A 24,597-nucleotide genomic window follows, 5' to 3' on the forward strand; every position below is an offset into this window, starting at 1 on the left:
ATTCACATGGGCGGGGATTTTGTCGCAGATACGCGGCTGTCAGCCAATCATCCGCATTGGCAACAGCGAGTAGACGACCGTGAGCACGCCGACCACCGCCGGCGAAACATACTTCAGCGCGATGCTCTGCGACTGCACGCCAAGATAGGCGTACATGCAGATCAGCAGCATGGCGCAAACGAAGACGAGGCCGTCATAGACTTGCATGGATGTCTCCCAGAGTTCGTTCTTCGACTACTTCTGTGAAGGCGGGCCTGCACGTGGGGGGAGCCCGTCTCTACTGCCCAACGCAATCTATTGAGGCCATGGTCGCGCTTGTCGCCCTGGGGCGACAATCATGGTAATCCCTTCGTTTCTGGCATTTTTCGATGTTGCGGCGCGGCACTTCGTGGCGCCGGAATCACCGCTTTCCGCGTCGGGAAAAGTCAAGGAGGAATTGTGCGGGCGCGCAGCGGCGACAGTTCGCCCGGTGTGGCGTGACCGATATCAAACAGCATCCGTCGCGACATGCCTAGAATCAAACGTAGCCTTGCCCATCCATTGATCCATCGCAGGAGAGTTGCCAATGTTTCCGGAATATCGCGAACAGATTTCCATGCTCAAGGTGCATGACGCCCATTTCGCCCGGCTGTTCGACATGCACAACGATCTGGACCAGAAGATCCTGAACATGGAGGCGGGTCTCGACCCCGCCACTCCGCTGGAGATCGAGAGACTGAAGAAGGAAAAACTGCGGATCAAGGACGAGCTCTACGCCATTCTGCGCAAGACGCGCCCTTGATATTGATCTGACACCTCGGATCCAAAAACCATAAAGAACAAAGCGGGAAGGCAGTATCTGCCTTCCCGCTTTTACGTTCCCTGCCAGCTGCTCAAAGGCCGCCCACTCAAAGGCCGTCGGCTCAAGGACCGCCCATCAACGCTGGCCGAAGTGCGCGTCCTTGAACAGCTTTTCCAGCCCGCGCGGCTGCGAGCGCCAATACTGCTTCGGCGCGTTGACACTAGCGCCAAGCTTGGCCGCCGCGTGCCACGGCCAGCGCGGGTCGTACAGCATGGCGCGGGCGATCGAGATAATGTCCGCCTCATTGTTGGCGATGATCGCTTCGGCCTGTTCGGCTTCGGTGATCAGCCCGACCGCCATCGTCGGCAACCCCACCTCCGCCTTGACGCGTTGCGCGTAAGGCACCTGGTATCCCGGGCCAATCTTGATGGCCTGCTGCGGCGACACGCCGCCCGTGCTCACATGCACCGCCGCACTGCCACGCGCCTTCAGTTCGTGCGATAGCGCGATCGTCCCCTCGATGTCCCATCCATTCGGCACCCAGTCGGTGGCGGAAACGCGCATCCAGACCGGACGTTCCGCAGGAAACGCCTCTCGCACGGCGTCGAACACTTCCAGCGGGAAGCGCATCCGGTTCTCGAGGCTGCCACCGTATTCGTCCGTACGGTGATTGGCGATGGGCGAAAGAAACTGGTGCAGCAGATAGCCGTGAGCGCCATGCACTTCGATGCCTTCGATACCCAGGCGAGCCGCGCGCTTGGCAGCCGCGACGAAGTCGTCGCGAATCTTCTTCATACCGGCCTTGTCGAGCGCGGCCGGCGGGACTTCTCCCGCCGCATGCGGCACTGCCGACGGCGCAAAGGTCTGCCAGCCTCGCGGCTGGTCGGGTCGAATCTGGCCGCCGCCATCCCACGGCGCTTCGCTCGATGCCTTGCGGCCAGCATGGGCAAGCTGGATGGTCACCGCGATGGGCGAATGGTTGCGCACGGCGCCAAGCACACGGCCCAGCGCAGCTTCGTTGGCATCGTTGTACAGGCCAAGGTCGGTCGGCGTGATGCGGCCTTCAGGCGAAACCGCGGTGGCTTCGATGATGAGCAGGCCCGCTCCGGACAGCGCCATCTGGCCCAGGTGAATCATGTGCCAGTCGGTGGCATTGCCTTCCTGTGCCGAGTACTGGCACATCGGCGCGATGGCGATGCGGTTGGCAAGCTCGAGATTGCCGATCCGGTACGGATCGAAGAGATGAGGCATGAGGGCCATCCTTGCGGGGTGTTCTGGTCCGGGCGATTGTAGTCGCCGCTGAAAAACCCTGCTGACCCTGCCGGCGGCATGGGATACGGTCCTGGCCGCCCCCATATCACCTTATGCCGCCGGCATCCTGCTACGTCACTGGCTCAGTTTGGTTACGCTCAGTTGCGGATCCGCCGCGATGGCCTGCTCCGAGAACGGCAGCGAAATCCAGCGCTTGGCCGAGAACTGCCGCATCTGGTCCCAGGCATGGGGCGAAGCCGGGTCGATCGACTGGCCGTAGACCAGCAGCGCCTGCGCCACCGGCCCATTGGCATCGAAACCCACGGTCTGCACATAGCTCGTTCCGAAGAACACCTTCAGGCCATCGGCCGACACCGGCTGGCTCTGGAGCTTGTTCAGCACGCCCTCGTACTCCTCCCCACCGTGCAGCGGAATCAGGCCGTTGGGCGACTTCGCGGCCTGCACCTCGCCAAGCGGGGCATCCAGCGCGAAGCCAGCCTTGCGCATGGCCCCCACGGCATCCTTGAGCGCCTTCAGCACGGCCGTGTTCACCGTAGCGTCCTGCATGCGCAGGCCACGCGGCGTATTAACCGGATCGGCAGGATTGAAGGCGATGGCGTACACGTTCGGAATGACGTGCGCGCGCATCCAGAACTCGCGGAACAGCGGCGCGGCCCGGCTTTCCAGATTGCTGCGGCGATCCCACTTGCCCAGCGCCGTGCACCCGTCACGCAGATCGCTGTCGCCCTGAACAGCCTTGGTGCGGCAGGCCCGCAACAGGTCGTCCAGCACAAGCTCGGCAGCCAGATTGCGATCTCGGAACAGCACCGTCTGCAGGTTCTGGATGTCGAAGCGGTTGCCCGGCAGGCCGTCCACACCGTTCAGGCGCTTGCCGATCTCCATCAAGCCAACACGCGTGCGCAAGCGCTGCGGCACCGCCTGCGGCCCGAGCACCGGAGAAAAGCCCTCCATCTTCTGCGCGGGATTCGCCAACCACGAGCTGTCATTGCTGTTGGCCACGAAGTCGTCGCGTTCCAGCACCGGCATGGCCGATGGCGGGACCAGACCAGGCACCGGCGACGCCGGATCGACAGTCCAGTTGCAGACACCGCGCGAGCCGTCCAGCAGCACCATACCCGTGCCGGCCATCAGCTTCTTCGCCAACACGGCACCGTCGCCGGCCGGCGCGCAGCTTTCCAGCATCGAGGTCGAGACATTGGGGGTGACCGAGACGTCGGCAAACATCGCGCGGCCCGAACGGTCGGTGGCAATCGTGTTGACCCACGGAATGCCCAGGTTGCCGATCGCGGTGCGGATCTCGCCCACGTTATGCGCCCGCGCGATATCGAGCCACGTGTCGATCGAGCGCGTGTTGTTCTGGTTGGCGTCCCGCAGCGTGTACGCCTTCTGCGCCGTCCACGGCAGCCCTGCCTGCGGCATGGCCACGACCGGACCGTACTCGGTCATGTAGAACGTATGCGAACGCTGCTCGGTACGGCCATCGGCCAGCTTTGCCGCATAGCTGACCGTCTTGGTGGTCATCTTGCGCGGCTTGCCGTCGATCAGGTAGGTGGTCGGATCCCCATCGGCCAGCTTCAGTTCGAACAGCGTGAAGCGACGCGCCGTGGAAACGGTGTGCGTCCAGGCCACGTCCTTGTTGAAGCCGATGCTGATGATCGGGAACGAGGCAATCGACGCGCCCATGACGTCGAGCTTGCCTGGCACCGTCAGGTGCGCCTGATAGAAGCGGTTGGTGGTCGTCCAGGGGAAGTGCGGGTTGCCAAGCAGCAGGCCGGAACCATCTGCCGTGGCCGCCTTGCCGAACGCCCAGCCATTGCTGCCGATCGGCGGATCGAGCAGCTGCAGGTCGCGGTTCACCGCCTCGAAATCGATCGCGGCGATATCGATGCGTGCGGGTAGCGCGGCGGACTTGGCGGCGGACTTGGTGACCTGTGGCGGCGCAGCCGCGACGATGCCGGCCGCTAGCGCGCCGGCGCTGGCCTGGATACTCTTCTCCTCGGCAAGCCGCGCCATGTCGAGTGCTGTGATCGGGCGCACCCACGCCGCATCGCGGCAGGCGGCCGGGCGCTTCGACGGCGGCGTATCGCGCAGGTAACGGTTGTAGCCGGCGATATAGCCACGCAGCAGTTCATGCGCTTCGGGCGATTGCCTTGCCGCGCTGGCCTGCAGGGCATCGTCGTCGAGAATGGCGCGGAAGAACGCATCGGCGTCCGCATTGCGCATCGGCTTGAAGGACACCTCGGTGGTGCCGTCCGGCCCGAACGTCGCCGAACGCTCGCCGCTGACCGTCACCACCTGGCTGGCCATCAGGCAGACGTTGTCCTGCGCATAGGCGTACGCCATGCCGAAGGCGACGCTGGCGTAGTCGTTGGCGCGGATGTGGGGAATGCCGTAGGACGTGCGGCGGATTTCGGCGCTAAGGCCCTGCTCGCTCCAGTTACCGTTGCCAGTGGCGCAACCGCTCAAGGCCGCAGCCGCCAGCGTAGCCGTGCCAAGCACGACCGCGCCGCGCGCAATGCGTGGGGTCATCTGTCTCTCTCCTGTTTGCTTTGTTGTCGTCGTGGCTGCGGCGGGCAATTTCGCGCGCCGCAAGCCACCGGCAATGGTCAGGCAAACCGGGGGATGACAGATAGAGCCTATCCCGCCAGATGGCGTGCCGATACCGCCACCATTACCGCCACCATTACCGCCATCATTACCACCACCATCAGCGGCCTGACGACACGTGCGGGAGAAAAGCGCTCAGAACTTGGGAATGCGGAGGGTCTTCGAGATCATCAGCGAGCCCGACAGCACGAATAGCAACGCCATCGGATGCAGCGTGCCGGGACCAATCTCCCACGCGCCGCCGACCAGCGCATCGCCGATCCGGCCCTGGGACGCGCACCAGGCCAGCACACCGGTCAGCACAACGCTGGTCGGAATCGGTGTGCCCTCGAAGTATTTGACTTTGCCGGTACCCTCGGCCATCGACTCGGCAGTGACATTGAATCGGGCAAGGCGGCTCACACCGCAGCAGACGAAGTAGATCAGCGCCGCCAGATCCCAACCGCCGCGCATGCCGGCCGCAAACGCCAGCGTGGCCGGGCCGACGCCGAACGAGATGATGTCGGAGAGCGAGTCGAGCTCGCGGCCAAGCGCGGAATGCGCGTGGCGCCAGCGGGCAATGCGTCCGTCGAGCACATCGAAGATGAACGCGGCGGGCGCCAGCGCCGCGGCGATATAGAAGGTCCTGAGCGAAGGCTCCGCCACGAAGAACATGGCGAAGAACACCGAACCCATGCCGCACGCCGCGTTGGCCAGCGTGAAGAAATCGGCCAGTTGCAGATCGCGCAGCATCGAGAAATGCCGGGGGCGCGGTTGAGGCGTCGACATGGAATCGGTCCGGTTGAAGCAGTGATCAGATGACGGTATTGACGTGATGCACCTGCGGCGGCGCGACGAAGCAGTCGCCCACGAGCTTGCGCCAGGTCTGGAAGTCGTCCGATTCGCGGAAATGGACCATATGGTCTTCCACGGTCTCCCACGCCACCACCAGCGTGTAACGCGACGGCTCCTCGATCGAACGCTGCAGGTTCAGGCCGTGGCAGCCGCGGGCGCGCAGGAACAACGGTTTGGCTTGCGCCACGCCGGCCTCGAACTGGGCTTCCATGCCGGGCTTGATGGTGATCTGGGCGATTTCGTGAATCATGATGGGTCTCTTCTCAGGTTCTTCGTCGACAGGAGTCTGATACGGTGCGCGGCGCCGGCGTGCGCCGCATGGCGTCTACCTTAGCAGATTCGCATGGCTGGCTCAGCCACTGACCTTGTGCCGGGCCAAGCCCTGCGCAAGATAAACGACCACCAGCGCATTCGCAATGGCCAGGCCGCCGTGCAGCCATGTGGGATGCCGGATCGCCTCGTAGAGCTCCACCGGAATATAGATGCCGCCGGACCAGACACCGATCCAGTTGCCCCACGCCAGCCCCCGCCACAAGCCGTAGGCTTCGGCAAACCGCATCAGCGCGTAGACGAACGCGGACCCGCCGATGGCCCAGAGACGGCCATCGCCGGGATTCGCCAGCAAGGACAGGAAAATGGTGGGATAGTGGCTGGCCGGATTGATGTGTATCCGCCGGATGATGGTCTCGGCGATTTCCTGCGCATCATGGTGCAGCAGCGCCATCAGGCCGACACCGGCCAGGATGACGAGCGCCCCCTTGGCGGCTTCGAACAGTGCAATACCCTTGAGCCCCAGTGGCGATCCGGAGTGAGCCATGGCGGAATCGATGAAATATGCGAAGCCGCCATTGTGCTGTCATCCGGGCGGCGGCGCTAGCGTCCGCCCTGCCGTTCGACCATTGGTCCGTTCGCGTTGATATTGCCGGCGGCCTCCAGGGCGCCATTCACGGTCAGGGGGCCGTTGACGTAGAGGTCGCCGTGCACCGCCATTGGCCCCTGCACGGTCAGCGGGCCATGGAACACCTTGAGCAGGCCCTGGGAGGAAGGGCGGGAATACCCGCCAGGCGAGGCAAACCAGTCGGCGGTGAGCGGACCGTTGGCGAAGACGTTACCGTCAACGCGGAGCGTCCCCATGATGGTGGCCGGCCCTTCGACCCGCGCCGATCCCCCAACGATGATCGGGCCAGTGTTCGCCGGCTGCGCGTCGGCGGGCCATGACACCGTCATGCCAAAGGCAATGGCGACGGTGACAATAGTGACCGCCATCGCAAGCGGATACGTGCCTGTAAGTGATCTCGTTCGATGTCGCATATCGGCCCTCCAAACGAAAGCTGGCGCGACGTTTCCAGTGTAGTGCTCCGGAAACGCCACGCCAGCGTGAAATTGCCGCCAAATGTTACCTGCGGCGTACGGCTCTCAGTTCTTCGCCACATTCTCCGGCAGAGGGCCCCAACCGCCACCAAGGCTACGCACGAGCGACACCGTTGCCGCCGCCCGCAGCCCGGCCACCGCATTGGCATCGCGTTGCGATTGCAGCACCGTACGGTCCGCATCGATCACGGTGAGGTAGTCCACCGCGCCCGCGTCATAGCGGCTGCGCGAAGTGCGCTGCGCGCGCTTCGCGCCGGCCAATGCACTGTCGAGCGCCGCGCCCTGCTGGCTAAACCAGCGTACGTCGGCCAGACTGTCCTCGACCTCGCGGAACGCCACCAGCACGGTCTGGCGATATCGCGCCACGCTTTCCTCGTGCGCCGCGCGCGCGCCGGCCAGGTTCGAACTGTTGCGGCCACCGTCAAACACGGTCTGGGCAACAGTGGAACCCACCAGCGGCCCAAGCAACCATGCGCGCGACGACCACTTGAACAGGTTCGAGATATCCGACGACTCGAAGCCGAACAGCGCTGTCAGCGAGATGCGTGGGAAGAACGCCGCCTTTGCCACACCGATCCGTGCGTTGGCGGCCGCCATCTGGCGTTCCGCCGCAGCGATATCGGGGCGACGTTCGAGCAGTTCCGACGGCAAGCCGGCGGGAACCGCAACCGGCGGCGTGTCAAACGGTCGCGCCGCCAGCGCGAACTGCGACGGCGACACCCCGGTCAGTACGGCCAGCGCGTGCTCCTGGTTGGCACGGCGCCGCTCGATGCCAGCCAGATCGGCGCGGGCGGTGCCAAGCTCGGCCTCGGCGCGGGCCGGATCGAGATCGGTGGTTTCGCCAGCCTCGTAGCGCTTGCGCAGCAGCGTCAGCGCGTCCTCGCGCAGCTTGATCGTCGCGTTGAGCAGATCGCGGTCGCTATCAAGCGTGCGCAGCGCGAAGTACGCCTGCGCCGTATCGGCCTGCAGCGCGAGCTGCACCGAACGATACAGGTCTTCGGCGCCCTGCTCGTCGGCGCGTGCTGCATTGACGCTATTGGCCACGCGGCCGAAGAGATCAAGCTCGTAGTTGGCGATCAGACGCGCCTGGTACACGGTCTGCGGCGACACCCGCGTGCCATCGGGCAAGCCTTGCGAGGCTGCCGAGGGCTGCGCGCGCGTCGGGCTGAACCCCGCGCTCAATTGCGGATACAGGTCCGCCTCGGTCGCGCCCGTGAAGGCACGTGCCTGCTTCAGACGCGCCGCGGCGGCAGCGAGGTCCTGGTTGTAGGCGTTGGCCGCGTCGATCAGACGATCGAGATCGGCGTCGCCGAAGACCTTCCACCATTCACCGCGATGCTGGCCTTCGGCCGGCGTCGCGGTCTTCCATTGCGCGCCTTCCGCAGCAGCGGCCTCGGCTTCCTTGAACGTCGACGCGGTGGGCGTCTCGGGCACCTTGTAAGTCGGCGCCAGCGAGCAGCCCGCCAGCACCAGCGCGGCGGCCAGCATACCCAGCTTCGGCAGGACCAGCTTCATTGCGTTATTCATGTTGTTCACCCTTATTCTGCCGATGCCACCGCCTGCGACGCCGACGCAGGCTGCTCAGCCACCTTCTGGCGCTGGCCTCGCGTGGCCAGCAAACGCAGCGCCACATAGAAGACCGGCGTCAGGAACAGGCCGAAGAACGTCACCCCCAGCATCCCCGCGAACACGGCCACGCCCATCGCATGGCGCATTTCCGCGCCGGCGCCGGTGGACACCACCAGCGGCACCACACCCATGATGAAAGCGAACGACGTCATCAGGATCGGGCGCAGACGCAGGCGGCTGGCCTCGATCGCGGCCTGCACCACCGTACGGCCGTGATGTTCCAGTTCACGCGCGAACTCGACGATCAGAATCGCGTTCTTCGCGGATAACCCCACCAGCACGATGAAACCGATCTGCGTGAAGATGTTGTTATCGCCACGGGTCAGCCACACGCCAGTCATGGCGGCCAGCAGGCTCAGCGGCACGATCAGGATCACCGCCAGCGGCAGCGTCAGGCTTTCGTACTGGGCGGCCAGCACCAGGAACACCAGCAACACGCACAGCGGGAAGATCCAGACGCCCGCATTGCCGGCCAGGATGTCCTGATACGTCAGCTCGGTCCACTCGAAGGCGATACCCTTGGGCAGCGTCTCCGCGGCGATCCGCTCGGCGGCGGCCTGCGCCTGGCCCGACGAGAAGCCAGGAGCCGGACCACCATTCATATCGGCAGCCGTGAAGCCGTTGTAGCGGATCACGCTGTCGGGGCCGAAGCTCTGCTTGACCTGCACCAGCGACGACAGCGGCACCATCTCACCACTCACGTTGCGCGTCTTCAGCTGCAGGATGTCCTCCGCATGCTGGCGGAACTGCGCATCGGCCTGCACCTTGACCTGGTACGTGCGACCAAACTTGTTGAAGTCGTTGACGTACGCAGAGCCGAGGTAGGTCTGGAGCGTGTCGAACACATCGGTCACGGGCACGCCGAGTTGCTTGGCCTTGGTGCGGTCCAGCTTCACGTCTAGCTGCGGCACGTTCACCTGATAGTTGCTGAAGATGCCAGCCAGTTCGGGCGTGGCGCGCGCCTTGGCCATGAACGCGTTGGTCGCGTTAAACAGTTCGTCATAGCCCAGCGCGGCGCGGTCCTCGATCATCATCTTGAAACCGCCGATCGTACCGAGGCCCTGCACCGGCGGCGGCGGGAACACCGCAATGAAGGCGTCCTGGATCGAGCCGTACTGCTTGTTCAGATCAGCCGCGATCGCATTGCCAGACAGTTCCTTGCTCTTGCGCTTGTCGAACGGATCGAGCGTGACGAACACGATGCCGGCGCTCGGGCTATTGGTGAAGCCGTTGATCGACAGGCCCGGGAATGCCACCGCCGACTCCACGCCCGGATGCTTGAGCGCGATATCCGACATGCGGCGGATCACGTCTTCCGTGCGATCCAGCGTCGCGCCGTCAGGCAGCTTGGCGAAGCTCACCAGGTACTGCTTGTCCTGCGCCGGTACGAAGCCCTTCGGCACCATCTGGAACACGCCCCAGGTCGCGACCAGCATCAGCGCGTACACGCCGAACACCGAGCCCTTGCGGCGAATCACGCCCTTCACGCCCCGGCCATAGTTGTCCGAGCTGCGGCGGAAGAACTGGTTGAAGCGGACGAAGAACTTGCCGAGCACCTTGTCCATGGCGCGCGTCAGCCAATCCTTCGGCGCGTCGTGGCTCTTGAGCAGCAGCGCGGACAGCGCGGGCGACAGCGTCAGCGAGTTGAACGCCGAGATGATCGTCGAGATCGAGATCGTCAGCGCGAACTGCTTGTAGAACTGCCCGGTCAGGCCAGTCATGAATGCCAGCGGCACGAACACGGCGATCAGCGTCAGCGCGATGGCGATGATCGGACCACTTACCTCGCGCATGGCCTTGTACGTGGCTTCCTTCGGCGACAACCCTTCCTCGATATTGCGCTCGACGTTCTCCACTACCACGATCGCATCGTCCACCACGATACCGATCGCCAACACCAGACCGAACAGGCTCAGCGCGTTGATCGAGAACCCGAACGCGTGCATCAGCCCGAACGTGCCGACGATCGACACCGGCACGGCCAGCAGCGGAATGATCGACGCGCGCCAGGTCTGCAGGAACAGGATCACCACCAGCACCACCAGCGCGATGGCCTCGAACAGCGTGTGCGTCACGGCCTCGATGCTGTGGCGCACGAACTGGGTCGGGTCATAGACGATGCTGTAGTCCACGCCCTCCGGCATGTTCGCTTTCAGCTCGGCCATCGTCTTGCGCACATCGTCCGAGATCTGGATCGCGTTGGAACCCGGCGCCTGGAAGATCGGCAGCGCCACGGCGGACTTGTTGTCGAGCAGCGAACGCAGTGCGTACTCGGAGGCACCCAGCTCGACGCGGGCGATGTCCTTGAGGTACGTCACCGCGCCGTCCGGCGAGGTGTTGACGATGATGTCGCCAAACTCCTCCACCGTCTGCAGACGGCCCTGCGCGTTGACCGACAGTTGCAGATCGGTGCCCGGCAGCGAGGGCGATTGTCCGATCACGCCGGCTGCCACCTGCACGTTCTGCTCGCGGATGGCCTTGACCACGTCCGAGGCCGCCAGATGACGCTCGGCGATCTTGTCGGGGTTCAGCCACACACGCATCGAGTAGTCGCCCGAGCCGAACATCTGCACCTGACCGACGCCCTGGATACGCGCCAGGCGGTCCTTGACGTTGATCAGCGCGTAGTTGCGCAGATACGTCATGTCATAGCGATTGTTCGGCGAGACCAGGTGCACCACCATGGTCAGATCAGGCGAGCTCTTGACCGTGGTAATGCCCAGGCGACGCACGTCCTCGGGCAGACGCGGCTCGGCCTGCGAGACGCGGTTCTGCACGAGCTGCTGGGCCTTGTCCGGGTCCGTGCCCAGCTTGAAGGTCACCGTCAGCGTCAGCGTGCCGTCGCTGTTGGCCTGCGAGTTCATGTAGAGCATGTCCTCGACGCCGTTGATCTGCTCTTCCAGCGGCGTGGCCACGGTCTCGGCGATCACCTTCGGGTTGGCGCCCGGGAACTGCGCGCGCACCACCACCGACGGCGGCACCACTTCCGGGTACTCCGAGATCGGCAACTTGAACATCGATATGGCGCCGATCAGGAAGATCAGCACCGATAGCACACCCGCGAAAATGGGGCGGTCGATAAAGAATTTCGAGAGATTCATCTTGGTCTCGGCGAAAACAGCCCCCCTGGCGGTCCGCTCGCAAGCGGACGCCATTCGATGCCACGAAGGGGGGAAATTGTCTGTGTCTGGCTAGACTGGGTTGCTTAGCTCACGTTGGGCTTCTCGGCCTTCTCTTCCGCTGCCTGCTTGCGGTCCGGCGCGTTGCCTCGCGGCTCGAGCTCGCTGCGGAAGGCCATCGATACCGGCTTCGGCGCAACGGTGTCGCCTGGCCGCACGCGCATCAGGCCATTGACGACGATGCTCTCGCCCGGCTTCAAGCCCTTGCGGATCACACGCAGCCCTTCATACGTCGGCCCGAGTTCGACTTCGCGATACGTGAGCTTGTTGGCCTGATCCACCACGAGCACGAACTTCTTGCCCTGGTCCGTGCCGATGGCGCGATCATTGATCAGCACGGCCGGATGCGGCGTGCCGCCACCGAGCTTGATCTTCGCGTACAGGCCCGGCAGCAGGCGGCCATCTTCATTGGCGAAGATCGCTCGCACGCGGATCGTGCCGCTGCGCGTATCCAGCCGGTTGTCCACCGAGTGGATCTTGCCTTCGTGCGGCGTGTTGTCCTCGTTGGCCAGCCCCAGGAACACCGGCAGATCATTCTTGCCGCCGCTGGCGCCCGGCGCCGTGTAGCGCAGGTAGCTCTGTTCGTCGACGTCGAAGCTCGCATACACCGGCGACACGGACACCACCGTGGTCAGCGCCGGAGACGCCGCGCCGGCGGCCACCAGGTTGCCCACCGTGATCTCGGCACGCGACACCTTGCCCGAGACCGGCGCGACGATACGCGTGTAGCTCAGGTTCAGCTTCGCCACTTCCAGCGCCGCCTGCGCGCCGCGCACGTCGGCCGACATCTCGCTGGCGGCGTTGATCCGCTCGTCGAACTCCCGGCGCGAGATCGCGTTGTCGTCCAGCAGGCGCTGGGCGCGGGCTTTCTCGGTCTGCGCAAGCGATGCGCGTACCTGCGCCGCCGCCAAAGCCGCTTCGGCGCGTGCCACTTCGGCTGCATACGGACGCGGATCGATCGTGAACAGCGGATCGCCCTTCTTCACGATCGAGCCCTCGCGGAAATGCACGGTTTCGATCGTGCCGGAAACACGCGGACGGATCTCCACGCGGTCCACGGCTTCAATGCGGCCGGAGAATTCATCCCATTCGGTGATGGTCTTGCCGACCGCCGCGGACACTTCCACCGCCGGTGCCGGCGGCGGGGTATTGGCCTGTGCTTCCCCGCCGTGCCAGGGACGCAGAACCGAGGTTGCCACGCCGGTGCCCAGGATCGCCACGATGGCGATCGCAATCAGCGTGCGTCGAGACTGTTGATTCATTTTTCTTCACTCCGTGATTCGTCGGGTTTCTTCAACTGGAAAAGCAAAAAATCGAGGCCGAACGCCGCCCGCCGGGCCGAGTGGCCCGGAAATCGGGAATACGGGGGTGTTCCCGTCCGGTCAGGACGGGATTGCTGCTGCCAGCCTCAAAGGGCGCTGGCCGTTGAATCCGATACCGTCATGCTCCCGGTATCGGCCGGTGTTCGGACCGGTTACGAGGCGTCGTCGGCCTTCGCGAAACAATCGCGCAGGAACCGCGCACCTTCTTCGACCCATGCCTGACACTTCTCATGGGACTGTTCCACCCCGTCGCCACAGGCGCCGGGCATGATCAGGGCCCTGGCCGATATCCCGGCCTTGGCCAGCTTCGCGGCGAAGGCTTCACCTTCGGCACGCAAGGCGTCTTGTTCCGCTACCTGCACCAGCGTGGCAGGCAGGCCGGCCATCCGCGATGCCAGTGCCGGCGCCGCATATGGATGCACGCTGTCAGCCGGCGTCGGCAGATATTCGCGATAGTTGCAGGCCAGCCGGCGCAGCATTTCCATCGGCACCTGACGCGTCGAAGACATCGCCGACAGGCACGGGTCCGTGACGGGGCGGATCAGCCACTGGCCCGCCGGCTGCGGCAGGCCGCGATCCCGCAGCATCTGCGCCGTGGCAATTGCCAGGTTGCCGCCCGCCTCTTCGCCGACCAGCGCGAAGCGCAGCTTGTCGACCTTGAGCTTCTTTGCCTGCTTCAGTACCCACGTCACGGTGGCCACGGCGTCTTCGGGCGCGGCCGGGAACGGATTTTCGGGCGCCAGCGAGTATCCCGGCGTCACCACCACGGCCGGGACCGACTCCGCCAGATCCCGCGCCAGTTCCTTGGCTGCCTCGACGTCACCTTCGACAAAACCGCCCGCATGGAGATACACCAGCCATGGCAAGGTTGCCGAGCCTGCGCTCAACGGCCAATAACCTGCGGGGTAACACACGCAGACCTTGATCTCCCGATCGCCACTGACGACCATATGCTGCACCACGTACGGTTCGCCCTGTTCTGCGGCCGGTTGCACGGCGGAACTACGGGCTGTGGTGGTCTTGGTCATGGCGTTCAGGCGACCGGCATGGGTCGTCGATACTGTGTTGCGATGCACCGAATTATGGTGATTGACGATGATGGGATAAAGCGAGCTATTGCCAACGCACTATTTCTGAGTTGGAATAATCGTCGAAGTGAAACCACATGCTTGGCAAGGTCACCCAAAATGTGATTCACTCCGGTCCTTTGGTGCCGCGCAGTTTGGGGAAACATGCGCGTCCACCACGCCCCCAGGCTCCACCCGTCCCCGCTCCGGCCTCCACTGGCGGACCGCCGGCAGCAAACCCAGGCCGCGCACTTGACATGCAGCGGACCCATTCCCGCCAGACATCCTTCTGAACGCAAGCTAGCTCGTACTTCTTTCGAAAGCTTCTCAATCATGGATCGTCTTGTTTCCATGCAGGCATTCACGCGGGTGGTGGATGTCGGCAGCTTTGCGCGTGCGGCGGAGTCATTAGACCTGCCAAAGGCCACGCTCACCCGCCTGATCCAGAATCTGGAAACCCATCTGGGCGTCAAACTGCTGCATCGGACGACGCGCCGCATCAGCGTGACGACCGATGGCGCCGCCTATTACGAACGCTGCGTCCGTATCCTGGCCGACGTCGAGGAAGCGGAACAATCGCTCACGCGGCACAACAACTCGCCGCGCGGCACGCTATGCGTCGACACCACGAGCGGGCTCGCGCAGATGGTGCTGCTGCCGCACCTGCACGACTTCTTCAAGGCTTATCCCGACCTGAAGCTCGAGCTGACCATCAATGGCAAGCCGATCGATCTGCTCAAGGAAGGCGTGGACGTGGTGCTGCGCGTGGGCGCGCTCGACGAGTCGATGGTGGCGCGACGCATCGGTCAGCTGAAGCTGGCGTTCTATGCGTCGCCGATCTATCTGCGTCGCGTTGGCACGCCGCAGAATCTGACCGAGCTGGCACAGCACAAGGCGGTCAACTTCCTGTCCAACCGCACCGGCCGTGAAATGCCCTGGCCGTTGTCGCGCGGCGGCGAACGCACCGAGGTGTTGCTGCCATCGGCCATTTCGACCAACGATGCCGATGTCTACATGGCCTGCGCGCTCGAAGGCCATGGCATCGCCCGCATCTCGCGCGCGATGGCAGAACCGTATGTCAACAGCGGCCGGTTGGTCGAGGTGATGAGCGACTGGCAGACGGACGAATTGCCGATCTCGGCGATGTACCCGCAGAACCGGCACCTGTCGGCCAAGGTGCGGGTCTTCGTGAACTGGGCGGCGGAGCTATTCTCGCGCCATCCGCATTTCGGCGCGGCCCCGCAGGCGGTGGCGGCGTAGTTGTCACCGCCTGCTTGTTCCCTCTCCCGTTTGCGCGGGAGAGGGAAACTTGCCGCAGCATTCGATACGTTCAGTTCTTTCCGATCTCCTGCAGCATCCGCGTCATCAGATACAGACGGGGCACGATCGAATCGAGCTCCACGTATTCGTCGCGAGCGTGGTAGCCGAAGCCAGACAGGCCGAAGCTCTCCAGCACAACCGCCTTGCCCGACCGCCCCGCATAGCCGGCGTCCGTGCCGCCACCCGTGCCAGGGATCAGCAGCAGCGAGCGGCCGTCGAGTTCCGCGTAGACCTGCTGCGCGCGCTTGGCCAGATCCTTCGCGCGGGCGTCAGCCACGTAGGCGGGGCGGCCCTCTTCCATCGTCACCGTGGTCTGCGTGTCGGGAATCAGGTGGCCCGCGTTGACCTTCTCCTGCAGCGCGGTCTGCAGCTTCTGCGCGGCGCCGTTGGCCGTGACACGCACATCGCCATACGCACTGGCCAACTCGGGGATCTGGTTGCCTACGTCGCCGCCCTTGGCCATGGTCCAGTTCAGTTGAGAGCCAGGCACCGACTTGGCCACGTCACGCGTCTGCTGCAACTGATAGGCCAGTTCGATCAGCGCATTGCGGCCCAGCTCCGGCGCCGCGCCGGCGTGCGACGAGCGGCCCTTGACCTGCATCGTCGCAGTCGCCGTGCCAGCAGCGCCCAGCAGCAGCGACTCCGACTTGGCGACAGACTTGGCCACGTTCGGCTCGCAGGACAACACCACGTCCTGCTGATCGGCCAGCGCCGCAATCGTTTCGCCCGATCCGCCCGAACCGACTTCCTCATCGGCGTTGAACAGCACGGTCAGTTGCGCGTAGTCCTTCCATCCCTGCGCCTTGAGGATTTCCAGCGAATGCAGGATCACGGCGATGCCGCCCTTGTCGTCGGCGATGCCGGGACCATAGAGACGGTTGCCGTCCTCGCGGATCGGCTGCGTCTTGAGGATACCGGCCGGATAGACCGTATCCATATGGGCAATCAACATGATCTTGTGCTTGCCCGTACCGGTCAGCGTCGCCTTGACGATCGGGCTCTTGCCCGAGCTTGCCGGCACACGCTCCACCTTGGCACCCAACGCCTGGAGCCGCTTCGACGTGTAGTCCGCCATGCGGTCGAGCCCTTCGATATTGGCGCTGCCCGACTCTATCGACACCATGTCCTTGAGCGACTGCACCACGGCCGGCTGTGCGGACCGCGCGGCATCGAGCAACCCGGTATCGGCGCCGGCAGCCACGGCGGCATTGCAGACCACGGCAGCGGCAGCGGCGATGGCAAGGTGGCGAAGGGAAAGCAGCATGACGTCTCCTGTTCTGATGGAAGCCTCAAATGTAGCCCTTGCGATATCTCGCGGGGAGGCTCAATATCGCCATTCCCAAAGCCGATCCCGCCACACCCCGTTCGCTCGCCGTCTTTCCCCTTCTTTCGCCTATTTCATCCTTCTCGTCCTTCTCGCCCTTCTCGCCCCCACGCATGGCCGATCCCGCTACCACGTCCAATCACCCCCTGCACGTCAAGTTGCTATGGCTGCCCGATGCGATGCCCGGCACGCTGTTCGGCGCGCTCGACGTGCTGCGCACGGCGGCCGGCGTCGCCCAATTGCAGCGGCCTGGCGAATCGAACCTGCTGACGTGGGAAATCATCGGTGGCAATGGCCGGGCACTGCCCGCGCCGCTGCCTGGCCTGCAGCCGGTACCCGCCCGGCGTGGCCAGCGCCATGGCCGGACGCTGATGATCGTGCCCGGATTGATGGCCCATAGCGCGCCGCATCTGAGCGAGATGGTTACGAACGATACCGTCACGCAGCGTACGATCGCGCGTCATGTGGACGCAGGCGGCTGGCTGGCGGCCATCTACTCGGGCATGGTTTACCCGCTGGCGCTGGGCCTGCTCGACGGCGCGCGATGCGGGGCGCCGTGGATGTTCCAAAGCTCGCTGGCACAGCGATTCCCGGGTTGCGACCTGTCCTCGGACGAACCGATAGGCCTGCACGAACGCGTGTTCCATTGCGTCGCCCCGGCGCTGCTGACCGAATTCATGCTGCGCGTGCTGGGGCATCTGCACGACCCTGACCTCGCGCAGACTGTCTCGCGCTTGCTGCTCTATCAACAGGAACGCCAGCAATGGGTGCCGGAACTGGTTTCGCAGCGCTGGCTCGGTAAAACAACGGACAGCCCGGTGTATCGCGCCATTGGCTGGCTGCAGGCCCACGTCGACGAGCCATACCGGCTTGGCGCCGTGGCCGAGGCGGCAGCCGTCAGCGAACGGACACTGCTGCGCCATTTTCGGCAGGTCACCGGGCAGACGCCTCTCGACTACCTGCACCGGCTGCGCGTGGAGCGCGCGCGCATGTTGCTCGAAGTCACGCTGCATGGCACGCAGGCCATCGCCGAAGCGTGCGGCTACAGCGATGCCGCGGCGTTCCGGCGGCTGTTTCAGCGCGCCATGCAGATGTCGATGTCGGAGTACCGCACGCGCTTTGCGTTGCGCACGCGCCGCCGTTACTGGCGAGTAGAAGGCCAGGCAGCGCGACGTGGGCGCGCCGCGCCGCAGGCGTGAAGTGTCCTGCGATGAGTCGCCGGAACCTTTAACTGCTCAGGGCGATGTGATTGATGACGTTTTCCACGCCGTGCACATACCAGGCGTCCCGTTCAACCTGCCTGCGCGCGCCATCGCTGGACGCGTAGCCATCGAGCGTCACCACACGGCGATCCGTACGCACACTGATGCGAGCTGCGTCGACGAACGGGTCGGTTTCCAGCACCAGCCGCAATGCCTCGGAGATCTCCTCGTCGCTATCGGCTTCGGCCGGCGCAATCACAATGTCATTGATCACGCAGCGGCAGCCGCGTGACCACCAGGCCAGCACGCCGGCCAGCCGCATGTGCGACAGGCTGATCACCTGCCCATTGAGCGTGACCGCGCCGTCATGCACGGAGACCTCCAGCCAGCCGCTGCGCTCGCCCACCGCTTCGCGCACGGGCTCGAGCTGGCCCTTGACCCGCGCGCAGATCTTGCAGTTCCGGAAATCAATCGCGCTCCGCAGTCGCTCGCAGACCGCCGCGCGTACCTCGCCGTCGCCAATCGGTGTGCCGCCGTTGGCAATGCGCAGGTGATCGATCACCATCGTGACGCCATCCACACGCCGCAACTGGGCCGCGGCACGGGTCTTGTCGACAATATCGGCAACTTCGCCTTCGAGAATCAGCGCGCCGTCGGACAGGCGCAGGTTGATGGTGGGATGGAGATGGTGGCCTTGATATGGCACATGTGCCAACGCGGCTCGTGCCAGCGTCAGCACCGCTTCGCTACTCTGCATGATGTCAATCTCCCCATTTGGTGTGGAGATGGTGGGATGCGTGCCCCTGCCTGCAAGCACGTGTAGCGCGTCGGCCGGGGACATCCGACGGAAGTCCCCGCGTCCGCCTAGGCATTATAGGAAGTGCCCCGCCGCATCACCGCGCATCACCACGCGTATGGCGCGCACATATTGACCAGTGTCACCTTAGCGTGGACGATACGCGGCAGACCGGCTCTCAGGAGCACCCGCATGTGCACGAACTACGCCCCCGTCCAACAGCGAATCCTGCGTGAAATCTTCGGTGTGGAGCCGCCTCCGGGGATCTACCCGGAGGAAACCTGGCCCGACTACGCCGCGCCAATCGTCCACGCCGCCCCGGACGGACCACGACAGTGCGCATTGGCCACCTTCGGCATGATGCCGCGCAAGCGTACCCCACCCGGTGGCCGCCGCTACGATACGACCAACGCACGCAGCGAGACCGTCGGCGAGAAGCCCACCTTCGCGCCTGCCTGGCGGCACGGTCAGCTTTGCCTGGTACCCGCGAGCGCGTTCTACGAATATGCGTACCCCGAGGACGGCACGCCCGAGCACCCGGGCAAGGCGGAGCGCTGGAAGATCTGGCTACCCGACGCCCCAGCCTTTGGCATCGCCGGGCTCTGGCGGACGTGGCCCGACCAGACCCTGTCCTTCACGATGCTCACGGTCAATGCGGAGACCCATCCAGTGTTGCGCCGGATGCACCGGCCGGGCGCCGAAAAACGCTCGATCGTGATCGTCCCGGCGGCCGACTGGGACGACTGGCTGCATTGCCGCAACCCGGAACTGGCCCGCAGCTTCCTGCGTCTTTACCCTGCGGAAGGCATGGCAGCCGCGCCAGATCCCGTTGTGCGAGTGGCAACAGACAAGACTGCCCGCGCGTCGAACGACCTGGGTGCCCCTGGCGAGGGTTCCGTTCCCTGATGCCATCTGACGCCATCGCCCAAACGGGTGATGCGAGCGCCCTACTGAGTGAGGGTGTCGGATATAGCGGTACCTGACCATACTGGCCCGCACCAGCCATCAGAGCTGTCCAACAGGTCAGAACAATATGAATTCGGTCACTTTTGTCGGTTACGGTCTTGCGTTCCTCATCGCGGTGATCATCGCCGCGCGCTGGATCTATATCCATCATCCTGCCCTGCGGGACAGCAACCTCGATCCGCCCAGGAAATCGGCGGGAAACAAGCCGGCAGCCACCGGCCCGGAAGTACTCGACACCGCCACCCGTCCACTGCCGCGCGACTGATACTCGCCCCGGCCGGGAACTGTGGCCGCCCTTCGTTGCCAGAATATCTCTTGCGCGCGCGCCATCTGGCGTGCACGCTGTGCCTCTGCACGCCACAAAAAGAAAGGAACACAAGGGATGGCAACTTCCAACAAGCTGCCGGCTTGGACCGTCTGGTCCCCGCTGGCTGCCTGGGCAGCGTTCGGCCTGGGCCTTCTATTGACGGGACAGTCGTGGATGATCGCGGTGATGGCCGCTGCCCTGGCGGGCGCGGTATTTTCCGCGGTGCACCATGCCGAGGTCGTCGCCCATAAGGTCGGCGAGCCGTTCGGCACCTTGGTGCTTGCGATTGCCGTGACGGTAATCGAAGTGGCGCTGATTGTGTCGGTGATGCTGTCTTCCGGGCCTGAGAAGGCCGGTCTCGCCCGCGACACGGTGTTCGCGGCGGTCATGATCATCTGCAACGGGATCGTCGGGGTCTGCCTGTTCGTCGGCGGCCTGCATCACCGCGAACAGGCGTTTCAGGCGCCCGGCGCCAATGCCGCGATGGCCATCCTGGTTGCCCTGCTCGGCCTGACCATGGTGCTCCCCAACTTCACCAGCTCGACGCCGGGACCCATGCTGTCCCCGTCGCAACTCGCCTTCGCGGGCGCCATGTCACTGGTGCTCTACGGCAGCTTCGTGTTCGTGCAGACGGTGCGGCATCGCGACTACTTCCTGGTGGAAGGCAGCAGCGACGAGAACGAGCATGCGCCGCCGCCGCCGGTGCGCGTCGCGGTAGTCAGTGGCGTGCTGCTGGTGGTCTGCCTGGTGGCCGTGGTGGCGCTGGCCAAGCTGCTGTCGCCATCGGTGGAAGCGGCAGTACTGGGTGCCGGGCTGCCTCCTGCCGTGGTGGGTGTGGTGATTGCGGCGCTGGTGCTGCTGCCTGAAGGGCTGGCCGCGTTGCGCGCGGCACGTTCGGACCGGATTCAGACCAGCCTCAACCTTGCGCTCGGCTCCGCGCTGGCCAGTATCGGCCTGACGATTCCGACCGTGGCGGCCGTGTTCATCATGCTCAGCCGGCCGCTTGAACTCGGGCTTGGCCCCAAGGAAATGGTCCTGCTGTTCCTGACCATGATCGTCGCCTCGCTGACGCTGGGCATGGGACGGACCACGATCCTTCAGGGCGTGGTGCACATGGTGATTTTCGCCGCGTATCTGTTCCTGACGATCGTTCCGTAAGGGTACGGTCTTTCGGTACTGTCTTTCGCCCCTCTCCCATAAATGGAGGCGGGGCGAAAAGCGACGGTTTACTTCTGCCGCAGGAATCCGATCACGGCATTCCCAAACGCCTCCGGCAACTCCCAATTGGACAGGTGAGCGGCAGCCAGCTCCAGATACTCCGCGCCCGGAATCGCCCGGACGACCTCCTGGCCCTGGGCCGCGGTAGTGGCCAGGTCCTGCTCGCCGGCAATCACCAGCACCGGCGCCTGAATACCCGGCAACAATCCACGCAGATCGGCGTCGCGCACGGCCGCGCAGTTGGCGGCATAGCCTTCCGCGCTGGTACCCGTCAGCATTCGGCGCACAGGTTCGTACTCGTCACGACGCGTGAGCACGTAGTGATCGGTGAACCAGCGAGCCAGCACACCGTTGACGATAGCCGCCATGCCATCGCGCCGCACGGTTTCGATCCGGGTATTCCACACCGACTCGGGGCCGATCAGCGCGGCGGTGTTCGCCAGCACAAAACGTCCGAAACGCCCCGCGTGATAGCGCGCCAGATACATTCCCGTCATGCCACCCATCGACAGACCACAGAAGTGCGCCCGCTCGATACCGGCATGATCCATGATCGCGATCACGTCTTCGGCCAGTTCGCGCATCCCGAACGACGACGACGGCAGGGCCGAGCGCCCGTGGCCGCGCGTGTCATAGCGCAGCACCCGGTAATGCGCGGTCAGCCCGGCCATCTGCGGCCCCCACATGTCGAGCGTGGTGCCCAGCGAATTGGACATCACCAGCACCGGCTTGTCGGCGGCGCCCTCGATCACGTAATGGAGCTTGCGCGTCGGTTCAGTCGGCATGAATGCCCTTCTCGCGGATGAGCGTGCCCCACTTGGTGGTCTCCTTGGCCAGGTGGTCCTTCAGCGCGGCTGGCGTGCTGCCGATCGGCTCGGCGCCGATGCCTGCCAGGCGCTGCTGCACGGACGGCTTCTTCAGGGCATCGAGCATGGCCTTGTTAAGCGTGTCGATGACGGGCTGCGGCGTCTTGGCCGGTACGAATGCCGCGAACCACGGCGACAATTCATAGCCCGGCAGCCCCGCTTCGGCCACTGTCGGCACATTGGGCAATGCCGACGAACGCTTGCTGGTGGTGACGGCGATCGCGGTCAGCTTGCCGCTGTCGATATGCGGCTTGGCCGAGGTGATGCTGTCGAACATGTAGTCCACCTGGCCACCGAGCAGATCGGTCATCGCCGGGCCCGATCCCTTGTACGGGATATGGAGCATGTCCACATGGGCCATCGACGTGAACAGTTCGCCTGCCAGGTGGATCGACGTACCGTTGCCGGCCGACGCATACGTGTACTTGCCCGGCTTGGCCTTGGCGCTCGCGATGACTTCGGCCACGGTCTTGACCGGCGTCTTGGCCTTGTTGGCCACCAGCACGTTGGGCACGACGGCCAGCAGCGACACCGGCGCGAAATCCTTGACCGGGTCGTAGCTGAGCTTGCCATACAGCGCCGGATTCACGGCCATGCCGTTGGCGACAATGATCAGCGTGTAGCCGTCTGCCGGCGAGCGGGCCACCATTTCGGCGCCGATGTTTCCACCCGCGCCGGGGCGGTTTTCGACCACGATCGCCTGACCAAGCGTCTTCGACATGTCTTCGCCCAGCGTGCGGGCGATGTTGTCCATCGCGCCGCCGGCCGGGAACGGCACGATCCAGCGGATCGGGTGGTCGGGATAGGCCGCGTGTGCGGGGGCGGCGGCCGCGAACAGCATCGTGGCGGCGAGAGCGGCCGACAGAACGTTCGACCGTTGCAGCAAGGACTTCATTGTCTCCATTCCTTCTTGTGAGCGCGCCGATCAGCGGATCGACGACGGGTGCTTGGCCAGTGGCGTGACGTGGATCTTCATGTACGGGAACAGCGGCAGCGCCGACAGCAGCGTGTGCAGTTCATCGTTCGACTCCACGTCGAACAGGCTGTAGTTGGCATACTCGCCCACCACGCGGTACAGCGCCTGCCATTTGCCCTGGCGCTGCAGGTCTTGTGAGTAGGCCTTCTCGCGTGCCTTGATCTCATCGGCCTCGGCAGCCGGCAAATCATGCGGAATCTGAACGTCCATCCTGACGAGAAACAGCATTGGGGTCTCCTTGTGCTTGAAGGATGCGATTAGGTGGTAGGTCGATCAGGCAATCAAGCGGACTTGCGACGATAGTGCGCAAGCTTGTCTTCGTCGATTGCCAGACCCAGCCCCGGACCCTGCGGCAGATGCAGCGAGAAGTCCTTGAATACGGGGCGCTCGACAACGATATCGTCCTTCACCAGCAGCGGGCCAAACAATTCCGTGCCCCACGCCAGTTGCGGCAGCGTGCAGAAGCCATGCGCCGCGGCGATCGTGCCGACGCTGCCTTCGAGCATCGTGCCACCGTAGAGCGCGATACCTGCTGCATCGCCCACGGCCGCAGTCCGCAACATGCCGAAGATGCCACCGGATTTGGCGATCTTCAGCGCGAACACATCGGCGGCGCCCAGGCGTGCCAGTTCCATTGCATCCTCGGGGCCCGTCACGGCTTCATCGGCCATGATCGGCACCACGAAACGGGCGGCCAGACGCGCCAGCGCCGTGCGTTGCTCGCGCGGCGTCGGTTGTTCGATCAGGTCGATGCCGGCCGCTTCGAGCATGGCGATGCCGGTGGCGGCATCGGCTTCGTTCCAGGCCTGGTTCACGTCTACCGTCACGCGGGCGCGATCGCCCAGGGCGCGCTTGATCGCCGAGACATGCGCCACATCTTCACGCACGCTGCGGCGACCGATCTTGAGCTTGAACGTGTTGTGGCGGCGTTCCTCCAGAAAGCGCTCGGCTTCCTCGATATCGCGTGCGGTATCACCGCTGGCCAGTGTCCAGAGCACCGGCAGCGTGTCGCGCACCGCGCCACCCAGCAGCGTGGCCAGCGGCACGTCCAGACGCTTGCCCTGCGCGTCGAGCATGGCCGATTCCAGCGCCGACTTGGCGAACCGGTTACCGCGCGCGACCTTGTTCAGGCGCGCCATCGCGGCGTGGACATTGGTGGCGTCCTGGCCGACCAGTGCCGGCGCCAGGTAGGTATCGATCGTCAGCTTGATGCCCTCGGGACTTTCGTCGCCGTACGACAGGCCGCCAATTGTAGTGGCCTCACCGATGCCCTCGATCCCGTCGCTGCAGCGCAGCCGCACGATCACCAGCGTCTGCTGCTGCATCGTGGCCATGGCCAACTGATGCGCCCGGATCGTGGGCAGGTCGACCAGAATGGCCTCGATGGAAGAAATCGTCGCTGTCATACCCGCTGTCATACCTTTTCCATGCAAATTAGTCTCGTGCACGGAGTATGTACCTTGACTTGCTAAGCGTCCAAGACCGAAGATGTCTCATCTCATACCTTTTCGGTATGCCAGGATTCTCCTCCTCTCCCTGCTGCGGGAGAGGGAAAAACCC

Annotated in this window: 23 protein-coding genes; 6 read left to right on the forward strand and 17 right to left on the reverse strand. The window is 64.6% G+C overall.

Annotated elements, in window-relative coordinates; genetic code table 11:
- Positions 1 to 39 precede the first annotated feature (39 nt).
- The gene (locus RMET_RS34020) at positions 40 to 207 is read right to left on the reverse strand and encodes a hypothetical protein (RefSeq protein WP_008641438.1); all 168 of its coding nucleotides are present in this window, start codon (positions 205 to 207) and stop codon (positions 40 to 42) included.
- A gap of 358 nt (positions 208 to 565) precedes the next feature.
- Here RMET_RS34020 and RMET_RS24925 point away from each other — a divergent pair, with 358 nt between their 5' ends.
- On the forward strand, positions 566 to 781 hold the full coding sequence (locus RMET_RS24925; RefSeq protein ID WP_008641439.1) for a YdcH family protein: 216 nt from the start codon (positions 566 to 568) through the stop codon (positions 779 to 781).
- Between the two features lie 135 nt (positions 782 to 916).
- Here the strand turns inward: RMET_RS24925 and RMET_RS24930 are convergent, their stop codons facing one another.
- From RMET_RS24930 to RMET_RS24975, 10 genes are all read right to left on the reverse strand, one after another.
- Positions 917 to 2,032 (reverse strand): NADH:flavin oxidoreductase/NADH oxidase, encoded by a 1,116-nt coding sequence (locus RMET_RS24930; RefSeq protein ID WP_011519282.1) that lies wholly within the window; start codon positions 2,030 to 2,032, stop codon positions 917 to 919.
- Positions 2,033 to 2,167: 135 nt separating this feature from the next.
- The gene (locus RMET_RS24935) at positions 2,168 to 4,582 is read right to left on the reverse strand and encodes an acylase (RefSeq protein WP_011519283.1); all 2,415 of its coding nucleotides are present in this window, start codon (positions 4,580 to 4,582) and stop codon (positions 2,168 to 2,170) included.
- A 213-nt stretch (positions 4,583 to 4,795) separates the two neighbouring features.
- Entirely contained in the window at positions 4,796 to 5,428 is a 633-nt protein-coding gene (locus RMET_RS24940) for a CDP-alcohol phosphatidyltransferase family protein (RefSeq protein WP_011519284.1), read from the reverse strand.
- A 25-nt stretch (positions 5,429 to 5,453) separates the two neighbouring features.
- On the reverse strand, positions 5,454 to 5,744 hold the full coding sequence (locus RMET_RS24945) for an antibiotic biosynthesis monooxygenase family protein (RefSeq protein ID WP_008641446.1): 291 nt from the start codon (positions 5,742 to 5,744) through the stop codon (positions 5,454 to 5,456).
- A 102-nt stretch (positions 5,745 to 5,846) separates the two neighbouring features.
- Entirely contained in the window at positions 5,847 to 6,311 is a 465-nt protein-coding gene (locus tag RMET_RS24950; RefSeq protein WP_011519285.1) for a DUF2127 domain-containing protein, read from the reverse strand.
- Positions 6,312 to 6,367: 56 nt separating this feature from the next.
- A complete protein-coding gene (locus RMET_RS24955) occupies positions 6,368 to 6,760 on the reverse strand; it encodes a hypothetical protein (protein ID WP_035822421.1) in 393 nt (130 codons plus the stop codon).
- A gap of 150 nt (positions 6,761 to 6,910) precedes the next feature.
- Positions 6,911 to 8,392 (reverse strand): efflux transporter outer membrane subunit, encoded by a 1,482-nt coding sequence (locus RMET_RS24960; protein ID WP_011519287.1) that lies wholly within the window; start codon positions 8,390 to 8,392, stop codon positions 6,911 to 6,913.
- An 11-nt stretch (positions 8,393 to 8,403) separates the two neighbouring features.
- Entirely contained in the window at positions 8,404 to 11,595 is a 3,192-nt protein-coding gene (locus tag RMET_RS24965; RefSeq protein WP_029306394.1) for an efflux RND transporter permease subunit, read from the reverse strand.
- Between the two features lie 104 nt (positions 11,596 to 11,699).
- The gene (locus tag RMET_RS24970; RefSeq protein WP_011519289.1) at positions 11,700 to 12,935 is read right to left on the reverse strand and encodes an efflux RND transporter periplasmic adaptor subunit; all 1,236 of its coding nucleotides are present in this window, start codon (positions 12,933 to 12,935) and stop codon (positions 11,700 to 11,702) included.
- Positions 12,936 to 13,147: 212 nt separating this feature from the next.
- Positions 13,148 to 14,023 carry an alpha/beta hydrolase gene (locus RMET_RS24975; RefSeq protein ID WP_011519290.1) on the reverse strand — a complete coding sequence of 292 codons (876 nt, stop codon included), beginning with the start codon at positions 14,021 to 14,023 and terminating at the stop codon, positions 13,148 to 13,150.
- 372 nt (positions 14,024 to 14,395) lie between these two features.
- Between RMET_RS24975 and RMET_RS24980 the strand changes: the two genes are divergently transcribed.
- The gene (locus RMET_RS24980; protein WP_008641456.1) at positions 14,396 to 15,322 is read left to right on the forward strand and encodes a LysR family transcriptional regulator; all 927 of its coding nucleotides are present in this window, start codon (positions 14,396 to 14,398) and stop codon (positions 15,320 to 15,322) included.
- Between the two features lie 70 nt (positions 15,323 to 15,392).
- Here the strand turns inward: RMET_RS24980 and RMET_RS24985 are convergent, their stop codons facing one another.
- Complete coding sequence (locus RMET_RS24985) at positions 15,393 to 16,646, reverse strand: M20/M25/M40 family metallo-hydrolase (RefSeq protein ID WP_011519291.1); 1,254 nt, start codon at positions 16,644 to 16,646, stop codon at positions 15,393 to 15,395.
- A gap of 173 nt (positions 16,647 to 16,819) precedes the next feature.
- Here RMET_RS24985 and RMET_RS24990 point away from each other — a divergent pair, with 173 nt between their 5' ends.
- Positions 16,820 to 17,905 carry a GlxA family transcriptional regulator gene (locus RMET_RS24990; protein WP_011519292.1) on the forward strand — a complete coding sequence of 362 codons (1,086 nt, stop codon included), beginning with the start codon at positions 16,820 to 16,822 and terminating at the stop codon, positions 17,903 to 17,905.
- 28 nt (positions 17,906 to 17,933) lie between these two features.
- Here the strand turns inward: RMET_RS24990 and RMET_RS24995 are convergent, their stop codons facing one another.
- Positions 17,934 to 18,665, reverse strand: a complete 732-nt coding sequence (locus tag RMET_RS24995; protein ID WP_029306396.1) for a BON domain-containing protein — start codon at positions 18,663 to 18,665, stop codon at positions 17,934 to 17,936.
- Positions 18,666 to 18,896: 231 nt separating this feature from the next.
- On the opposite strand from RMET_RS24995, the gene RMET_RS25000 reads away from it, so the two are divergent.
- The 3 genes from RMET_RS25000 to RMET_RS25010 all read left to right on the forward strand — a co-directional run bounded on the left by RMET_RS25000 (position 18,897) and on the right by RMET_RS25010 (position 21,135).
- Complete coding sequence (locus RMET_RS25000; RefSeq protein ID WP_011519294.1) at positions 18,897 to 19,610, forward strand: SOS response-associated peptidase; 714 nt, start codon at positions 18,897 to 18,899, stop codon at positions 19,608 to 19,610.
- A 127-nt stretch (positions 19,611 to 19,737) separates the two neighbouring features.
- A complete protein-coding gene (locus RMET_RS25005) occupies positions 19,738 to 19,935 on the forward strand; it encodes a hypothetical protein (RefSeq protein ID WP_011519295.1) in 198 nt (65 codons plus the stop codon).
- A gap of 117 nt (positions 19,936 to 20,052) precedes the next feature.
- Complete coding sequence (locus RMET_RS25010; protein ID WP_029310166.1) at positions 20,053 to 21,135, forward strand: calcium:cation antiporter; 1,083 nt, start codon at positions 20,053 to 20,055, stop codon at positions 21,133 to 21,135.
- Positions 21,136 to 21,203: 68 nt separating this feature from the next.
- Here RMET_RS25010 and pcaD read toward each other — a convergent pair whose 3' ends face one another.
- Genes pcaD through RMET_RS25030 form a run of 4 tightly spaced genes read right to left on the reverse strand, consistent with a single transcriptional unit; the run spans position 21,204 to position 24,443 of the window.
- The gene (pcaD, locus tag RMET_RS25015; RefSeq protein ID WP_011519297.1) at positions 21,204 to 21,980 is read right to left on the reverse strand and encodes a 3-oxoadipate enol-lactonase; all 777 of its coding nucleotides are present in this window, start codon (positions 21,978 to 21,980) and stop codon (positions 21,204 to 21,206) included.
- Entirely contained in the window at positions 21,970 to 22,956 is a 987-nt protein-coding gene (locus tag RMET_RS25020) for a tripartite tricarboxylate transporter substrate binding protein (protein WP_011519298.1), read from the reverse strand. Before RMET_RS25020 ends, pcaD begins: the two co-directional genes overlap by 11 nt.
- Positions 22,957 to 22,986: 30 nt before the next feature.
- A complete protein-coding gene (gene catC / locus RMET_RS25025) occupies positions 22,987 to 23,265 on the reverse strand; it encodes a muconolactone Delta-isomerase (protein WP_008641477.1) in 279 nt (92 codons plus the stop codon).
- Positions 23,266 to 23,318: 53 nt separating this feature from the next.
- Complete coding sequence (locus RMET_RS25030; protein WP_011519299.1) at positions 23,319 to 24,443, reverse strand: muconate/chloromuconate family cycloisomerase; 1,125 nt, start codon at positions 24,441 to 24,443, stop codon at positions 23,319 to 23,321.
- Positions 24,444 to 24,597: the final 154 nt, after the last annotated feature.

Origin of the sequence: Cupriavidus metallidurans CH34 (assembly GCF_000196015.1) — a bacterium.
GTDB lineage: Bacteria > Pseudomonadota > Gammaproteobacteria > Burkholderiales > Burkholderiaceae > Cupriavidus > Cupriavidus metallidurans.

Coding starts and splice junctions, on each gene's coding strand:
- RMET_RS24930 (WP_011519282.1), bottom strand. CDS start 2,032: ATGCCTCATCTCTTCGATCCGTACCGGATCGGCAATCTCGAGCTTGCC.
- RMET_RS24995 (WP_029306396.1), bottom strand. CDS start 18,665: ATGCAGAGTAGCGAAGCGGTGCTGACGCTGGCACGAGCCGCGTTGGCA.
- pcaD (WP_011519297.1), bottom strand. CDS start 21,980: ATGCCGACTGAACCGACGCGCAAGCTCCATTACGTGATCGAGGGCGCC.
- catC (WP_008641477.1), bottom strand. CDS start 23,265: ATGCTGTTTCTCGTCAGGATGGACGTTCAGATTCCGCATGATTTGCCG.
- RMET_RS34020 (WP_008641438.1), bottom strand. CDS start 207: ATGCAAGTCTATGACGGCCTCGTCTTCGTTTGCGCCATGCTGCTGATC.
- RMET_RS24955 (WP_035822421.1), bottom strand. CDS start 6,760: ATGGCGGTCACTATTGTCACCGTCGCCATTGCCTTTGGCATGACGGTG.
- RMET_RS24975 (WP_011519290.1), bottom strand. CDS start 14,023: ATGACCAAGACCACCACAGCCCGTAGTTCCGCCGTGCAACCGGCCGCA.
- RMET_RS25020 (WP_011519298.1), bottom strand. CDS start 22,956: ATGAAGTCCTTGCTGCAACGGTCGAACGTTCTGTCGGCCGCTCTCGCC.
- RMET_RS24990 (WP_011519292.1), top strand. CDS start 16,820: ATGGCCGATCCCGCTACCACGTCCAATCACCCCCTGCACGTCAAGTTG.
- RMET_RS24965 (WP_029306394.1), bottom strand. CDS start 11,595: ATGAATCTCTCGAAATTCTTTATCGACCGCCCCATTTTCGCGGGTGTG.
- RMET_RS24970 (WP_011519289.1), bottom strand. CDS start 12,935: ATGAATCAACAGTCTCGACGCACGCTGATTGCGATCGCCATCGTGGCG.
- RMET_RS24925 (WP_008641439.1), top strand. CDS start 566: ATGTTTCCGGAATATCGCGAACAGATTTCCATGCTCAAGGTGCATGAC.
- RMET_RS24950 (WP_011519285.1), bottom strand. CDS start 6,311: ATGGCTCACTCCGGATCGCCACTGGGGCTCAAGGGTATTGCACTGTTC.
- RMET_RS25005 (WP_011519295.1), top strand. CDS start 19,738: ATGAATTCGGTCACTTTTGTCGGTTACGGTCTTGCGTTCCTCATCGCG.
- RMET_RS25010 (WP_029310166.1), top strand. CDS start 20,053: ATGGCAACTTCCAACAAGCTGCCGGCTTGGACCGTCTGGTCCCCGCTG.
- RMET_RS25030 (WP_011519299.1), bottom strand. CDS start 24,443: ATGACAGCGACGATTTCTTCCATCGAGGCCATTCTGGTCGACCTGCCC.
- RMET_RS24960 (WP_011519287.1), bottom strand. CDS start 8,392: ATGAATAACGCAATGAAGCTGGTCCTGCCGAAGCTGGGTATGCTGGCC.
- RMET_RS24935 (WP_011519283.1), bottom strand. CDS start 4,582: ATGACCCCACGCATTGCGCGCGGCGCGGTCGTGCTTGGCACGGCTACG.
- RMET_RS24940 (WP_011519284.1), bottom strand. CDS start 5,428: ATGTCGACGCCTCAACCGCGCCCCCGGCATTTCTCGATGCTGCGCGAT.
- RMET_RS24985 (WP_011519291.1), bottom strand. CDS start 16,646: ATGCTGCTTTCCCTTCGCCACCTTGCCATCGCCGCTGCCGCTGCCGTG.
- RMET_RS24945 (WP_008641446.1), bottom strand. CDS start 5,744: ATGATTCACGAAATCGCCCAGATCACCATCAAGCCCGGCATGGAAGCC.
- RMET_RS25000 (WP_011519294.1), top strand. CDS start 18,897: ATGTGCACGAACTACGCCCCCGTCCAACAGCGAATCCTGCGTGAAATC.
- RMET_RS24980 (WP_008641456.1), top strand. CDS start 14,396: ATGGATCGTCTTGTTTCCATGCAGGCATTCACGCGGGTGGTGGATGTC.